This is a genomic window from Aeromonas sp. INTO2 (genome assembly GCF_049860605.1).
GTDB classification, from domain to species: Bacteria; Pseudomonadota; Gammaproteobacteria; order Enterobacterales; family Aeromonadaceae; genus Aeromonas; species Aeromonas caviae.
The window spans coordinates 1,652,509-1,668,872 of record NZ_CP187588.1; the positions used below are offsets into that span (position 1 = coordinate 1,652,509).

The window sequence follows — 16,364 nt, forward strand, 5'->3', positions numbered from 1 at the left end:
GGCAGCAGGGGGGGATTGCCACTCATGAAAAAGGCCCCCGCACCTGCCGGTTGGGGGCCCTTGTTCTCGTAGCCGTTACTGGCTGCTGAAGAGCCTGGGCTGGGGAGTGGACTGCGCCGTCAGGGTCATGCGGCCCGAGGTTTCCAGCCAGCTCTTGATCTTTCTGGCATCGGCGACCCGTTCATCCGTGGTGTTGGCGTGAAGCAGCACCATGACCACGGGCTCGTTGTTGACCCGGGTTCCCATCACCAGGCAGCGCCCCGCCTCGCGGATATAACCGGTCTTGGAGACCAGAATGGGCCAGCTTCCTTCCCGTACCAGGCGGTTGGAGTTGAGGTAGTGCAGCTGGCGCTTGCCGTTGCGTACCAGACGCTGCTCGGAGGCGGTGTACTGGCGGATCAGCGGGTAGGTGGATGCGGCAGCAGCCAGTTTGGCGAGATCGTGTGCGGTGGAGACGTTGCGGGGGTTGAGCCCGGTGCTGTCGGCGAAATGGGTGCTCCACATGCCGAGCATGCGGGCCTTGGCATTCATTGCCTCGATAAAGGCTTTGCGGCCACCTGGGTAGTGCCGTCCCAAAGCGGAGGCGGCGCGGTTTTCAGAGGACATCAGTGCGATGTGCAGCATGTCGGCGCGACTCAGACGCGAGCCCACCGCGAGGCGCGACCCCGTGCCCTTGAGTCTGTCCACGTCATCCATGGTGACGGTGAGGGTCTCGTTGAGGCGCTGATTGCCATCCAGTACCACCAGCGCTGTCATCAGTTTGGTGATGGAGGCGATGGACATCACCCGGTTGGCGTTGCGCTCTGCCAGTGTCTCGCCGGTTTTCGGGTTGACGACCACGTAGGCATCGGATCTCAGCGGCAGGTTGCTGCGGGGTTCGAGCAGGCTGTTGGTGGAAGAAGAGGTCGCAGAAAACGGGTTGGCATGGGCGCTTTCCATGCTGGCGGGAAGGAGGAAGGCGCCGAGCAGCAAGGGAAGAAAAGGACGAAGGTTCATGATTTGACTCTACTACGACTCACAGGGACATTTGGCTAAGTTATATGACGGTAATTGACGCTTCACAACGTCTGGTGGCCGGATATTTCCATTTTATGGGCCAGCGCACCTTGAAATCCCCCGCATCGGGGCTATTGGGCCCGCAAAAGGGAGTCATAGAGGCCTGCCAGGCCATGCCAGACACGCCACCACGGGGGCGCACTATATGCTGGCGAGGGGCGGGATGACGACTCCTTTCGCACCTTTCGGCGCCTTGGGATGATGAAGGGGTCGTTAATGGCGACCATGGCGATAAAAACGGCGCCCGGCAGGGAAGATGGTCCGCTGCATTATCGCTGTTTTGCCCCGCGTCATCCTCCCATCATTCGCGCGGTCTGAATGGCCTGGATCAGCGCGGCCCGGTTGATGCGGGGGCGCTCCTCGTCCAGCAACTGCTGCCAGAGGGCGATGGCCTGGGAGTAGCGGCCGTGCAGGAAGTGATCGGAGGCGAGCAGCATCAGGGCGCTCACCTCACCCTTGTCCTGCTTGAGCGCGCTATCAAGCAGGCGCAGTGCCTCCGGGGTGAGCTGCTGACCCGCCTGGTAGTAGAGCACGGTGGCCTGGGCGGCCTGGGTCGCCGCGCTGGCGCCTCCTTCTTGCAGGGCGAGGCGCTGGTAGGCGAGCAGGGCATTGGCGTACTCGTTTCGATAGAGATAGAGCTGGCCGAGCGCCGCCCAGCCGTCGAGATCGGCGGGGTTGGCTTGCAGACGCTGGTGCAGGGCGCCCAGCTCCTTGTCCTGCAGATCCCGCGGGCTCAATCCCGCCAGCGGATCGGGGCGCGACTGATACGCCTGCCACGCCTGATAGCGGCCGGTGCCGGCATAAATGCCGGCCATCAGCGCCAGCAACAGGGCCCCAAGCAGTATCCATGACCGCAGCCTAAGCTGCGGGCGGGCGGTGCGATCCCTAGCTAGCCGGTCGCGCAGGGCCTGTTCGGCAGGTGGGGTGGCGTTGGCGAGGCGGGCCAGCTCCAGCTCCCGGTAGAGGCGGCTGTGGGGGGCAAGTCCCGCCTGCTGCTCGGCCATGATCAGCCGGTTCAGCTCGGCCCTGGGGTCGTGGGCGAGTATCCCCTCGGCTCTGTCGCCGATAAGCGGCACCCGCGCCGGTTGCCGGCGATGCAGGCTCCTGCGCAGGTGATTGAGGGCCAGCAACAGCAAGAGGACTGGGCCGCCCCACAGCAGTGCCGTGCCGGCCTTGAAGGGGGGATCGTAGCGCACGAAGTCGCCGAAGCGCGCCGTCATGCGGGCGATCACCTGCTCATCAGACTGCCCCTCGTCCACCCAGCGGTAGACCTCGAGCCGCAGATCCCGGGCGATGGGGGAGTTGGACTCCACCAGGTTCTGGTTCTGGCATTGGGGGCAGCGCAGGGCGCGGGCCAATTCCTGAGCGCGGGTCTGCCGCTCGGGGTGGCGAAACTCATAGGTGTCGACCCCGCTGGCAAGGGCCCCGAGGCTCAAGGCCAGCAAGAGCGGCGCGATCAGGGCGTGGCCGAGACGGCTCATGGCTTGCTCTCCCGCACTTGTCTCTCTACTTCTCTCTCCGCTTCTCTTTCCACTTCGGGCTGGCTAGCGATGTTGCTGCGGGCCTTTGCAAGCAGGGGGGCAAACTGGCGTTGCCAGACTTCCCGGGTGAGCAGGCCGGTATGACGGGTCAGCAGGGTGCCGTCGCCGGTGAAGAGATAGGTCTCCGGCGTGCCGTAGACGCCGAGCTCAAGGGCAAGTTTGCCGTCAGGGTCGGCCAGCACGGCGCGATAGGGGTTGCCTGCCTCGGTGAGCCAGGCGAGGGCGGCGTCCCCCTTGTCCCGGTAGTTGAGGCCGTAGAGGGGTACGGCGCTGGCCAGATCACCCAGCAGCGGATGCTCGGCGCGGCAGTTGGGGCACCAGCTGGCCCAGACGTTGAGTACGAAGGGCTCCCCCTTGAGCGCCGCGGTGTGGATGGGGGCGCCGCCAAACAGGTCGTCACTCTGCCATGCAGGCAGGGGGCGCCCGGCGAGGGCCTCATCCTGGCTGTAGGGGTTGTTGCCAAGGCCGAGCCAGAGCAGGGCACCGAGCCCCAGCGTGAGCATGAGCGGCACGAACAGGCGCAAACGGGCTCTCATGGTGCCTCCTTGGGGAGCAAGCCCGCGACTTGATGTGCAGAGGTCTGCGGTTGGGCTGCCAGCAATGGCTTGCGCCCCAGCAAACGCAGGGCGCCGCCCGCCATCATCAACAGGCCACCTAGCCAGATCCAGCGCACCAGCGGCTTGTAGTGCAGCCGCATGGCATAGGCGCCGGGTCCCATCTTTTCGCCAAGCACCACGTAGAGATCGCCAAACAGCCCCCACGCGATGCCGGGCTCGTTCATGTTCATGGTGCGCACGCTGTAGTGACGCCGCTCCGGGGTGAGCCTGGCCACCTCTTTACCGTCCTTATGCACGCCGAGAGTGATGCGCTCGGCGGTGTAGTTGGGGCCGATGATGGGCTCGCTCCCCTCATAGCGAAACGCGAAGGCGCCGAGCCGATAGGGCTGGCCTGCGGCGAGTACCGCGCCCCCCTCCTGACTGTGGTCACTCACCTGCGCGATGCCGAGGGCGCACACTGCCACCCCGAGGTGGGCCAGCAGGCTGCCGAACCGATTGAGGGTGAGCTCGCGCAGGGCGACCGGTTGCAAGAGCGGGAGCAGCAGGCTGGCCATCAGCCAGAGGCTCAGCACGTTGGCCGCGAGCCCCAGCCAGTTTGCCCGCAGCGGTTCGGGATAGGCGAGGCTCAGCAAGGTGCCCCCCAGCAGGCCGAACAGGCATGGGAGCAGCACCGTGATGCGGCGCTGGGCTGCCAGATGCTGCCAGCGCAGGCGCGGCAGCTGGGTCATCAGCGCCATCAGGCAGAGGGCCAGCGGCACGAAGATGGTATTGAAATAGGGGGCGCCCACCGAGAGCGAGCCCAGATGGAGCGACTGGAACACCATGGGGTAGAAGGTGCCGAGCAGCACGCTGGCGCAGGCCACGCAAAGCAGCAGGATGGCGGCGCCGAGCAGTCCCTCTTTTGACAGCAAGCCAAAGCGGGCATAGGGAGCGCGAATGTCCGCCCGCAGGGCAAACAGGGTGAGGGCGCAGGTCAATAGCAAACCGAGCAGCAACAAGAGAGTGAGCCCGCGACTGGGGTCCACCGCAAAGGCGTGTACCGAGGTGAGCACTCCGGAGCGCACCACGAAGGTGCCGAGCAGGCTCAGCGAGAAAGTAAAGATGGAGAGCAGCAGCACGGCGTGGCCGTAAGCGCCGCGCTTCTCGCACACCACCAGGGCGTGCAGCAGGGCGGTGCCGAGCAGCCAGGGCAAGAGGGAGGCATTTTCCACCGGATCCCAGAACCACCAGCCGCCCCAGCCGAGCTCGTAATAGGCCCACCAGGAGCCCAGCACGATACCGGCGGTGAGAAAGACCCAGGAGCCGAGCGCCCAGGGGCGGCTCCAGTGGGCCACGGCGCCATCGAGCCGACCCGAGTGCAGCGCCGCCATGGCGAAGGCGAAGTTGACCGCAAAGCCGACGTAACCTAGATAGAGCAGGGGCGGGTGGATGATGAGGCCGATATCCTGCAGCATGGGGTTGAGATCGCGCCCCTCCAGCGGCCCCGGGAACTGGCGGTCAAACGGGCTGGAGAAGATCAGGGTATAAAGGCCGAACAGCCCGACGATCAGCCCCATGATGGCCAATACCCGGGTGCGGATCAGCGGATCGACCCGCCTTGAGCAAAGGGCCACCAGCGCGCCCCACAGCCCCAGCGCAAAGACGAAGAACAGCATGGAGCCCTCGTGGCCGCCCCACACGGCCGCCAGTTTGAAGCCAAGGGGCAGGGCGCTGTTGGCGTGCTGGGCCACATAGCTGACGGTGAAATCATCCTGGCCAAAGCAGCTGGCGAGCAGCAGCAGGGAGGCCAACAACAGGAGCGCGACCAGGAGGGCCAGCGGTGTTGCGCAGCCCAGCAGCGGCCGTGAGGCGAGCCGCAATCCCAGCCAGGGCAGCAGCCCTTGCAGCAGGGCGAGCCCGGTCGCCAGCAACAGTGAGAGATAGCCGAGCTCCGCCAGCACACAACCTCCAGTCAATCATTCGTCTATGTTATGCCGCAGCGTCTGCACCGTACCGGCGCTGGGGGATAACATCCACATTTCTGGCAACAATCAATCGCAACAACTCATTGCAACAAATAAGCGCCAGTCACCCGAGGGTGGCTGGCGCTGGTGATCATACCTTTAAACTACCGTCATCTGGCCGGCATAGAGCACGAAGTAGCGCAGCAGCAGGATCCCCACCAGGGTCAGGCTGCAGACCAGCACCAGATAGCCGTTTCTGGCCCGCAGCGGCGCGGGGGCCAGCAGGGCCAGCAACTGGGGCAGCAGCATGCCGATGCCCACCACCCCGAGCCAGAACACCTGAGCCCAGAAGCCGCTGCCGATGGCGGCCCACATGGCTGCCTCCTTCTGGCCGCCACCGAAGTAGAGGCCGGTAAAGAAGCAGACCAGCAGCAACACCTCCACCGCCAGCACCGGCCGCTCGAAGCGGTGGACAAAGCTCACTCCCTGGCTGTGATGGTTCTCCTTGAACAGGGTGACCGCCAGCAAGATGGTGGAGGCGATGCCGGAGCTGATGCCGGAGATGAGGAACAGCACCGGCAGCACCGGGTTGTTCAAGAGCGGATAGGTCTTGAGCGCGGAGAGCAGAAAGCCGGTGTAGGCCCCCAAGAGCACGGCAAGCAGCAGCAAGAGCGGCGCCAGCAGCCGCTCGATGCGGGCAAGCCAAGCGATGAGATTATCCACAAAGGCGAACTTCTCTTGCAGCAGGTGACTGCGCAAGGTCTCGATCTCGGCCCGAAACACCACTGCCAGCCAGGCGAACAGCACCGCCATGTAGACCTGGAACAGCATGACCCCCATCGACATCACGGAGTCGAACTGGTAGTGGAACATCAGCTTCCAGAAGGTCCAGGGGCGGGCCAGGTGGAAGATGAGGATCAGTAACCCCAGCACCACGCTCACCGGCGCCAGAATGGCAGTCGCCTTGATGATGCCGCTCTCGCTGCCGGCTCCCTTGCGGCGCAGCAGCACCGAGAGGGTGGTGGCCCCGGCGGAGATGCCGAGCAGGAACAGGTAGATGGCTATGGGCCAGTCCCACACCAGCGAGGGGAAGTGAAATGCATCATGCAACATGATCCATTCCTCCTTCTGTTACTGCGGTAGATGGCGATCGGACAAATCCCCACACAAGGGAAGGGAAGTGAAATGCCTCTTGCATCGTCATGACTTTATCTCCCCTTTGGGCACGCGGTACATCTTGGGCGAAGTGCCGAGTGCCTGCTTGTAGCGATAGGTGGTCTCCTTTACCAGCCGTTTGGCGATGGGGCTGTCCGGGTCATCCAGATTGCCGAACACCAGCGCCTTGGTGGGGCAGGATTCCACGCACGCCGGCTCCTTGCCCGCCGCCAGGTTGGTCTTGCGGCAAAAGTCGCACTTGTCGGCCACCTTGGTCACAGGGTTGATAAAGCGCACCTGATAGGGGCAGGCAGCCAGACAGTACATGCAGCCAACGCAGAGATCCGGGTTGACGTCGACGATGCCATCCTCCTTGCGGATATGGGAGGCACCGGTGGGGCAGACGTGCACGCAGGGGGCGTTGTCGCAGTGCTGGCAGGACTTGCGAAAGAAGTGGTACTCGGCATCGGGGAAGGTGCCGATGGGGCCGGAGCGGATGATCTCGAGGCGCGAGACCCCCTCTGGCACCTGATTCACCTCCCGGCAGGCATCCATGCAGGCGGTACAGCCGATGCAGGCCGTCTCGTCGTGGAGCATGCCAAAGCGGACCCCGTCGATGGTCTGGCTGTGGGCGAGGGGGGTAGCAAGGGAGCGAGTCGGCCCTGTCATCATGATGAGGGCCCCCGCGCTCATCCCCGCCATGAAGTGACGGCGAGAGCAGCTCATGGTACCTCCTTGCCCGAGGTGGTGTTCGCCTTGGCCGCCTTGACGGCCTCATGCTGCTTGCTGTGGCAGTCGACGCAGAGCTTGATGCGAGACTTCTCCGGAATAGCCACCATGGGCTCCTTGGCCGGGTGCAGCTGGTGGCAGCTGGTGCAGGTGAGCTTGGTGGCGTGCACGTCGTGGGCCCAGAGCGCCTCGCGCAGCACTTTGGGCTCGTGACAGCTCATGCAGACCCCGTTCTGCTCGGCGATGGGGTAGCGCTCGGTACTCTGTTTGTCATTGAAGCTGTCGCTAAAGCGCATCACGTCCTTGACCCCTTCCCGGTGTTGGGGGGAGGGTTGACCGTGGCAGTTGGTGCAGGTTACCGGCGCCAGGTTGTTGGGGTTGGTCGCCTGGCCGTGCTTGCCGTGCATGCCTTCGACCTGCTCCTTGTGGCAGTCGGTGCAGGCCTTGTCGGCACTGCGCAGAAATTCCACTTCATGTGTAGTAGGTGCCGGGGCGGTTGCCGCATCGGCCGCCAGGCCCTGCAGGCTGGTCAGCAGCATGGCTGCCATCAGCATCAGTCGTAAGAAATCCATTGTTAAATCACCCATAGGAAGCCTCCATCCGGCTGCGGGCCCGACACTGCGGGCCCGCATGCCTCGTCATTGTGCGAGCCGTCCGGCCGCTTTGGCCTCGGCATCCCAGGCGGGGACTGTGGTCTTGAGGAACTGGGCCTTGTCGCTGTTCATCTGCTTCATGTCCATCCCAAGAGCGGCCTGGGCCTTCTCCTTGCTGGAGATGTCAGGAATGGCGATCTCGTGGCTGATCCCCTTGGCGGCCAGCAGGCGTGCCAGCTTGGTGCGGGCGTCGGCGGCCTTGTCCAGGGCGGTTCCCAGCATGCGCAGCGCCACTTCCGGGGCGTGCATCTGCACCCCGTGGGAGGCGATGGAGAAGTCCCAGCGCCATTGGGCGTGACGGATATCCTGCAGAATGTCCTTCATCTCGGCCTCGGTGGCACCGGCATCCCAGGCGGCCTTGGCTTCAAAGTGGGCGTGCACCAGCTGCTTCTCGACTTTGAGCTTGATTTCGGTGACGGCGTCCTTGCGCTGCTTGACCACCCCTTGCAGCATCTCCTTGCTCTGGGTGTGGCAGTTGCGGCAGGTCTGGTCGAAGCGATCGAAGGGGTTGCCTACCTTGTGGTCGGTGTAGACCTTGCCTTGCTCGTTCTGCACCTTGGGCATGTGGCAGTCGACGCAGGCGACGTTGTTCTGGCCGTGAATGCCGGCGCGCCAGGTCTCGTACTCCGGATGCTGGGCTTTGAGCATGGGGGTCTTGGAGAGGGCATGGGTCCAGTCGGCAAAGCCAATCTCGTCGTAATACTCTTCCATCTGCTCAACAGTCGTACCCTTGTCCCAGGGGAATTTCACCGCCTTGGTGGGGCCGCTGAAGTAGTACTCCACGTGGCACTGGCCGCACACCTGAGACTGCTGATCGAAGCGTCCCTGCTCCTTGAACGGCTTGCCGATGGCGGTCATGGCCCGGTCGGCATAGGGACGGGAGAGGTGCAGGGCGGGTTTCCCTTCCTTGAACTCTTTCGAGGCGGTGTCGTGGCAGTCGGCGCAGCCGATGGTGTTGACGATCTCCGGTCCGCCTTTTGCCCACATGCCCTTGAAGTAGCCATCCTCACCCTTCTCGTCGATGACGCGGGCCACGTCCGGGCCTTTGCAGCTCCAGCAGGCCATGGGCAGCGGACCGTCTTCGGCAGTCTTGGGGGCGCCGGTACGCAGGGTTTCCCGCACGTCGGTCAGCGCATAGAAGTGGCCGCGCGGCTTGTTGTAATCCTTGGAGAAGGGGTAGCCGGCCCAGAGCACCACCATCTGCGGATCTTCCGCCAGGGCGTCGGTGCGCTCGCGGCTCTCGCTGGTGCCTTTCCAGCTGGTGAACTGATCGGTGTGATCCTTGGCGAACAGCTCGCTGCGCGCCTCGATCTTGCCCTTGCTTTGTGCCTCGTCGGCCGCCTGTGCCAGACTGCCAGCGCCCAGCAGGGCGGTCAGCAGCAGGGCTGCCAGCCCTGGTCGAAATAGCTTGTCATATGAACCCACGGTCATCACTCCCAGATAAAAGTCCATGTCGGGCCTGACCGTTCCATCTTGGTGTGGACATCTGTGCTCATCATCGACGGGCATGGCAGGCCGATCCATTGTTATGGCTGCATATAAATCGGTGTTTATGCAATTGCTCGGGGGGATAATACCAAATGGGTAAAATGGATAATTATTTATCCCCGTGGGAGTTGCGCTAGATCAATTGAGGGGGGGGGAGGGATGCCAAAAGTGCGATCCAGGTGGAATTATTGAACCTCATCCGAGGGTTATTTCCACCCGTTCTCTTTTGATGAAAATAGGTAAAATCGATGTTCATCATGTTGGCGAGGAGGGCTGGGCGAGAGGCGGCGGAGAGATACACCGCATGCAGAGAGAGAATAAACTGCTGATATTGAATTTAAATTCAATATTAAGCTTGCGAAGGGGTGAGGGGGAGGCTTCGGTTTTCCATCACCATGGTCCCTGTCAAGGGACTTTGTGACAGAAGTTGTCGTAGAAATGGGTGCCAAGAGAGCCATCTGTTTTCATGAAAGGGAAAATAAGGGCTTTATTCCAGCATATTCGCGGCTTGATAGCGTCTTATTGAATTTAATAGGACGGTTGGCGGCATTTACTTTCGATATTTTCGAAAATGACGAAGGGTTATAGGGGGTTATTGACGGTAAAATAGCCGCCTGTCACGGCAATGCTGATCAGTTAAGGATCCATTGACCGATCCTTCTGCTGTAGGACAATCCGGAACCAATCACTAGTTCCGGATTTTTTATGTCTATTGCAAACGATCTGAACGATGTTGTTGAGGCATCTGGTGACATGCTGGCTCGGCTGGCCATTTTTGCCGACCATATTCCCGACGAATGGATTACTGCCGCTGCCGCCTTGTCTGAAAAGGCCACTATCCGCCGACGCCGCTTACCTTCTGATATGGTCTTGTGGCTCGTCGTGGGGATGGCCTTTTTCCGCAATGAGCCCATCTCCGAGGTCGCTCGGCGCCTCAACATCTGTGCAGAAGGGTTGGCCAATGATGCCTTGCTCGCGGACAGTGCCCTGTCTCAGGCCCGTCAGCGACTCGGCAAACAGCCGCTCGAGTGGCTGTTCAAACAGTGCGCCGATGTGTGGGGGCGGGAACGTTATCCTGAAGACCATTGGCACGGTTTACAGGTCTTTGCCATCGATGGGGCCCTGTTCCGAACCCAGGATATGCCTGAACTCAGAGCACATTTCGGCTCGGGTAACACCTCAACCAACCGGCAGACACCCTACCCGATGCTGCGGTTGGTCACGCTCATGAATGTCCGCTCGCATGTCATTGCCAACGCGGCCATCAGCCCGTACCGCAAAGGGGAAATCCCCCTGGCCAGCGAGTTCATTCACTCATTGCCGGACAAGTCAGTGACCCTGCTGGATAAAGGCTTCTTCGGTGCCGACCTGTTGCTGCGTATTCAGGCCGAAGACACCGACCGTCACTGGCTCATCCCGGAACGCAAGGGGCTGGTATACACGGAACTTGAGCGCTATGGCGACGGTGACCGTCTGTTGCAAATGACGGTCTCGCCTCAGGCTCGCAAGAAAAACCCGGCGTTGCCGACACACTGGCAAGTTCGCGCAGTGACCTATGAGGTGGCAGGCAAGGAGAAAACGGTCTTTACCTCCCTGCCCGTGGCGCGATTCAGTGCAGCTCAGGTGGCGACCCTGTACCACGAGCGCTGGGAAATCGAGCTGGGATACCGGGATATCAAAAGCGCGATGCAGCACAACGCCATCACGCTGAGAAGCAAGAAAGTGAACTTGGTCTATCAGGAGCTGTGGGGATTGCTGCTTGGATACAATCTGGTCAGGCGGGAGGCCAGCCAGGCCGCCGTAGCCCATCAGCGAGCGCCCAATGAGGTGAGCTTTAAGTTTGCCTGTCAGTTCATCGCGAACCAGATGGCGGTGATGGCGGGCGCGTTATCGCCAGCCCATACGCCACGGAGGTTGGCGGAGTTGCGGGGCTGCATAGGCGTCGTGTTCATAGAAAAACGCCCCAGGCCATCGAGACCCAGGGCGGTGAAGATATCAAAGACCCGGTTTCCGGTAAATCGCAATGCGGCTCCGCTTAAGTGAACAGCATTGCGGTGGTGACCGGCAAGGAGACGGCCCTCGGCGATCCGCTGGAGGTGATTGTCAACGTGAACCCGCTGGCGGACGACGCCAAGCTGACGGTGCGCGAGATCCAGGGCAAGGAAGATACCCTGATCGATCTGGGCAGCAAGATTGGGCTCGCCCATCTGGGAGACACCACGGATGGCTCCGAGCAGCTGTTCGTGCGCATCAGCGGCCTGCCCGCCGGCGCCACCCTGCTGCTCGGCGGGGTGGCGGTCACCCTGGATGCCAACGGCTATTACGAGGTGCCCTATGACCGCATCAATGACCTCAAGCTGCAGCCGCCCAAAAACAGCAACGTCGATTTCGATCTCACCATCAAGGGGGTGGTGAAGGACACCGCCATCCTGACCGATGCCAACGGCCAGACCCACACCGTGGTGAACGAGAAGGAGACCGGCAGCCAGAGCCTGCACGTGGATCTGGTAGGGGTGGTGGACGAACCTCACTTCGATCTCAATACCTCCGGCTGGAGCCAGGATGGCAACGGCTACAACATCACCATCCAGGAGGATGGCCGGGCACCGCTCGACTTCAAGCTCACCTCGGGGGAGTGGACGGATACCCCGCAGGATCACTCGGAAACCCTCAACCTGGTGCTGGAAGGGCTGCCGGAAGGGGCCAGGGTGTTCGACGGCAATGGCAAGGAGCTGACTCTCACCTTCGCCGGGCTCGATGGCAAGGGCAATCCCCTCTATCAGGTGGATGTGACCAGCCTCGGCAACCTGCAAATCCAGCCGCCCCCCAACAGCACCGCCGATCTGCACCTGGTCGGCCACGTGGTGGTGACCGAGAACGACGGCGACCACAAGAGCTTCGACGTGCCCCTCACCATCAAGGTGGAGCCGGCCATCGACGCCACCGACTATGCCAAGACCAGCCATGGCCTGGAGGATCAGTTCACCGTGCTGGACTGGCAGCCTGATCTGACCGACGGCGCCGAGAAGGTGACCCACCTCAGCCTCTCCGGTATCGAGCCCGGGTATGAAGTCTGGATCCGCGTGGGCGGGGTCGAGACCCAGCTGACCGTGAGCGGCGGCGCCGTGGACTTGAGCGACGGCGAGCTGCAGAGCCTGCTCGGCGGCGGCCAGCTGCTGGTGAGAGGGCCCGAGGATAGCGACAAGGACACCACCCTCCAGAGCCATGTCACGGTGACGCAAGTGGATGTGGACTCCAGCGCCACCGCCCAGAAGGTGATCGACGGCACCCTGCATGTGGATATCCAGGCGGTGGTGGAGCCCGATGCCAACCTGGTGCAGACCGGTCAGCTGGAGAGCCCGGACGGGCACGACATCCCGCTGGACGGCGTCTTCGTGTTCGAGGATCTGGACCCCAGCAGCATCGAGACCATCGACTACCTGGTGATCAGCGATCTGCCCCCCGGCTTCGTGGTGGTGGGCGGCATCAACGATGGCCAGGGCAACTGGACCGTGCCCCATGACGCCCTCGGCAGCTACGCCTTGCGCTCGCCGGATGGCTTCACTGGCACCGTCACCTTCAAGGTGAGCGCCAGGGTGATCGACCTTGGCGACAACAACGAGGGGGATGTGAGCGCCCCGGCCTATCGGGAGATCACCGCCAGTGCCGACTTCCATGGTGCGACCCACTCGGGCCAGGTGGCCGCCGATGTCGATTTTGACAACAGCGCCCCCATCACCGGGGTGGAGGATCACGGCGTCAACTTCGGCAGCCAGCTCAAGCAGATGGTGACTCTGGGCACGGCGGACAGCGGGGATGACGAGCTCAGCATCGTCATCACAGGTCTCCCCCCGGGCGTCAACGTGCAGGGGCTCACCTTCGACTTCGTCAATGGCGAGTACCTCATCAAGTTGCCGGGCGGCCTCGATGATCTCGACCGCCTGACCCTGACCCTGCCGCAAGACTATGCCGGTGACGGTCTGCACTTCAATGTGCGCCTGGTCAACACCGACACCGTGAGCGGTGACACCAAGACGGTGGAGAAGGACGTCACCCTCTCCATCACCCCGGAGGTGGACGTCAACGGCGGGGCGGACGGCCTGCCGGAGCTGCAACTGAACGTGAAGGATGTGAACGGCGACGGCCAGCCTGACAACCTGGAAGACACCGACATTCATCTCGATCTTTCGGTGAAACTCGCCGACATCAGCCCCTCGGTGGCCGATGGTGGTCTCGAGACCGTGGAGCGGGTGGTCGTGACCGTGGATCCCCAATATGGCCACTTCCTCGACAAGAATGGCCAGCCGGTCTCCACCCTCAGGGTGAACGACCCGGCGGATCTCAAGGATCTGGTGTTCGTGCCCAGGGAGCACTTCAGCGGCAAGGTGCCGCTGGCGGTGACGGTGGAGATCCTCGATACCGCCACCACGGGCACGGATCGGGGGAGCTGGAGCGGCAACGTGAGCTTCGAGGTGCTGCCGGTCAACGATCCGGCCAACCTCACGGTCCAGAACGTCACGGGCCAGGAAGATGGCAGCGTGAGCCTGGGGGGGCTGGGGGCCAGCCTCATCGACGACGATGGCTCCGAGCAGATCGTGGGGCTGCAGATCAAGGGGGTGCCGGATGGCTTCACCCTGTCCGCCCCGGCGGTCAACAACGGCGGCGGGGTGTGGCAGGTGCCTGTGGGCACCGACTTCTCCACCCTGACCCTGATCCCGCCTGCGGATTTCAGCGGCACCGTGGATCTGACCCTGAGCGCCTTCACCCTGGACAAGGGGCTGACCCTGCCCCTTGAAACCAGTGCGGGCTTCACCGTCACCGTCAATCCGGTGGGGGATGCGGTCATCACCGACATGCAGGAGAAGGCGAGCGGCACCGAAGGGGACGTGATCACCCTGCATCTGGGGGTGGAGACCCGGGACACCCATGCCACCGGCGGCAGCGCCGGGAATGTGCAGGAGAACGGGCCCGAGCAGGTGCGCGTCACCCTGGAAGGGGTGCCGGACGGTGCAGAAATCCGCTTGCCGAGCGGGGTGAGCGGCACCGTGGTGGATCTGGGTGGCGGCCGCTGGCAGGTCACCACGGATGGGGGCAAGCTCGACGGGGTGGAGCTGGTGACCCATGACGCCAACGGCGCCATGGAGATCAAGGTGACGGCCCAGAGCCTGGACAACGGCGCCCTCGGCCCCGAAGTGAACGGCACCATCCATCTCGATGTGAGCCCGGTCAACGATGCCCCCGTCAACGTGCTGCCCGGGGAGCCACAGGTGGCTCAGGAGGACGAGCCCTTCGTCATCCAGGGTCTGCAGGTCAAGGACGTGGATGCGGGCAACGGCATCATGGAAGTGCGCCTGTCGGTAGAGCACGGCACCCTGACCCTGCCGGACGGGAGCGGCGTGACCCTGACCGGCAACGGCACCGGCGATGTGGTGCTGACCGGCACCCTGGCGGATCTCAATGCCCTGCTCTCGGGCGGGGTCACCTATCAGGGCAACCCGGACTTCCACGGCAATGACGCCTTGACCATGGTGACGGACGATCGGGGCAATACCGGCAGCGGTGGCGCCCTGAGTGACACCGACGTGCTGCCCATTGAGGTACAACCGGTCAACGATGCCCCCGTCAACCAGCTGCCGACGACGCCCCAGGTGGCGCAGGAAGACCAGCCCTTCACCATTCACGGGCTGCAGGTGAGCGATGTGGATGCGGGCAACAGCCCCCTCTCCGTGCTGCACGGTACCCTGGAACTGGCGGCGGGCAGTGGCGTGACGGTGAGCGGCAGCGGCAGCAACACCCTGGTGCTGAGCGGTTCCCAGGATGCCATCAATGCCTTGCTCGCAGGGGGCGTGACCTATCAGGGCGAGCAGGACTTCAATGGCCAGGATGCCCTGACCATGGTGACCAATGATCTTGGCAACACCGGCAGCGGTGGTCCCCTGAGCGATACCGACGTGCTGCCCATCGAGGTCGAGCCGGTCAACGATGCCCCTGTCACTCAGGTGCCGGGCTCATTGCAGGTGAAAGAGGATGGCTCCCTGTCGCTCACCGGGATCAGCGTGAAGGACGTGGATGCGGGCAGCGCCCCCATCTCCATGGTGCTGCGGGTGGAGCACGGTGTGCTGACCCTGCTGGGGGCGGCAGGCGCCGTCTCGGTGCAGGGGGCGGGGACCAGCGTGGTGACCCTGGTCGGGTCGCTCGATGATCTCAACGGCCTGCTGGCAGGCAACCTGCACTACGAGCCAGCCAGGGACTTCTGGGGTCTGGACAACCTGAGCATCACCACCTCGGATCAGGGCAATACCGGTGCCGGTGGCGTCCTGACCGACAGCGCCCAGATTGCCATCCAGGTGACGGCCGAGCCGGACGATCCCCAACTGGGGGTCGGCACCCACGATATCCTTGCGTTGCAAGGGGCCTGGGTGCCGCTCAACCTCAGCGCCAGCGTGGTCAATCCGGCCCCGGGTGAGCTGTCGGTGCGGATCCAGAACCTCGGCAGCGCCCAGGTGGTGGACGAGCACGGCCAGAGCGTCGGCCACGCGGATGGCAACGACTGGTTGCTGCCGATGGACCAGTCCGTGCCCATCTACCTCAAGGATCTGCCGGCGGGGGATCATGCCCTCACCCTGAGTGCCGAATCCAGCCTGGGTGGCAGCACCCTGAGCTCGGCCACGGAGACCATCACCATCCACAGCCAGAGCGGTCACGATCTGCTGGGCTCGGATCAGGGGGACTGGCTGTTCGGCTCCTCCGGCAATGATCGCCTCCTGGGCGGCATGGGAGATGATGTGCTGCGGGGCGGTCAGGGCAACGACATCCTGACCGGTGGCGCCGGCAGCGATCTCTTCGTGTGGGGCAGTGGTGACGAGGGGACGACGGCCTCTCCGGCGATAGACACCATCACCGACTTCCGTCCCCAGGAGGGGGACAGGATCGATCTGGCGGACCTGCTCAAGGGGGTGACCGACAACAGCGTGGATGGCCTGCTGGGTCATCTCCATGCATCGGTGACCAGCACCGGCAATGGCCTGAGTGACGTGAGCCTGTCGGTCTCCCCGGCGGGGGATGGCAATGTCACCCAGCAGATCACCCTGAAGGACGTGGATCTGAGTGGCTGGAACCTGAGCGGCTCCTCCTCTCACGACATCCTGCAATCCATGCTGGATCAGCACAGCCTGATCATCCAGCACCCCTGATGGGGTGAGATGATGCAAAGAGCCGGCGAATGCCGCAATGCTGATCAGT

9 protein-coding genes and 1 pseudogene are annotated in these 16,364 nt (G+C 63.3%); 2 read left to right on the forward strand and 8 right to left on the reverse strand.

What is annotated here, in order from left to right; genetic code table 11:
• Positions 1–75: 75 nt before the first annotated feature.
• From ACPW74_RS07805 to nrfA, 8 genes are all read right to left on the reverse strand, one after another.
• Positions 76–996, reverse strand: coding sequence for a serine hydrolase (locus ACPW74_RS07805; protein WP_029314613.1), 921 nt, complete (start codon positions 994–996; stop codon positions 76–78).
• 350 nt (positions 997–1,346) lie between these two features.
• Positions 1,347–2,537, reverse strand: a complete 1,191-nt coding sequence (gene nrfF, locus ACPW74_RS07810) for a heme lyase NrfEFG subunit NrfF (protein WP_425858857.1) — start codon at positions 2,535–2,537, stop codon at positions 1,347–1,349.
• Positions 2,534–3,133 (reverse strand): DsbE family thiol:disulfide interchange protein, encoded by a 600-nt coding sequence (locus ACPW74_RS07815; RefSeq protein WP_425858858.1) that lies wholly within the window; start codon positions 3,131–3,133, stop codon positions 2,534–2,536. Before ACPW74_RS07815 ends, nrfF begins: the two co-directional genes overlap by 4 nt.
• A complete protein-coding gene (nrfE, locus tag ACPW74_RS07820; protein WP_425858860.1) occupies positions 3,130–5,094 on the reverse strand; it encodes a heme lyase NrfEFG subunit NrfE in 1,965 nt (654 codons plus the stop codon). Before nrfE ends, ACPW74_RS07815 begins: the two co-directional genes overlap by 4 nt.
• Positions 5,095–5,256: 162 nt before the next feature.
• Positions 5,257–6,210 (reverse strand): cytochrome c nitrite reductase subunit NrfD, encoded by a 954-nt coding sequence (gene nrfD / locus ACPW74_RS07825; protein ID WP_425858861.1) that lies wholly within the window; start codon positions 6,208–6,210, stop codon positions 5,257–5,259.
• An 87-nt stretch (positions 6,211–6,297) separates the two neighbouring features.
• Positions 6,298–6,978 (reverse strand): 4Fe-4S dicluster domain-containing protein, encoded by a 681-nt coding sequence (locus ACPW74_RS07830; RefSeq protein WP_039041283.1) that lies wholly within the window; start codon positions 6,976–6,978, stop codon positions 6,298–6,300.
• Positions 6,975–7,568, reverse strand: coding sequence for a cytochrome c nitrite reductase pentaheme subunit (nrfB, locus tag ACPW74_RS07835; RefSeq protein ID WP_425858863.1), 594 nt, complete (start codon positions 7,566–7,568; stop codon positions 6,975–6,977). Before nrfB ends, ACPW74_RS07830 begins: the two co-directional genes overlap by 4 nt.
• A 51-nt stretch (positions 7,569–7,619) precedes the next feature.
• Positions 7,620–9,065 (reverse strand): ammonia-forming nitrite reductase cytochrome c552 subunit, encoded by a 1,446-nt coding sequence (gene nrfA, locus ACPW74_RS07840; protein WP_104453292.1) that lies wholly within the window; start codon positions 9,063–9,065, stop codon positions 7,620–7,622.
• Positions 9,066–9,827: 762 nt separating this feature from the next.
• Between nrfA and ACPW74_RS07845 the strand changes: the two genes are divergently transcribed.
• Complete coding sequence (locus ACPW74_RS07845; protein ID WP_425858865.1) at positions 9,828–11,165, forward strand: IS4-like element ISAeme15 family transposase; 1,338 nt, start codon at positions 9,828–9,830, stop codon at positions 11,163–11,165.
• Between the two features lie 11 nt (positions 11,166–11,176).
• Positions 11,177–16,315: pseudogene (locus ACPW74_RS07850) on the forward strand (type I secretion C-terminal target domain-containing protein); the annotation flags it as partial.
• Positions 16,316–16,364 lie beyond the last annotated feature (49 nt).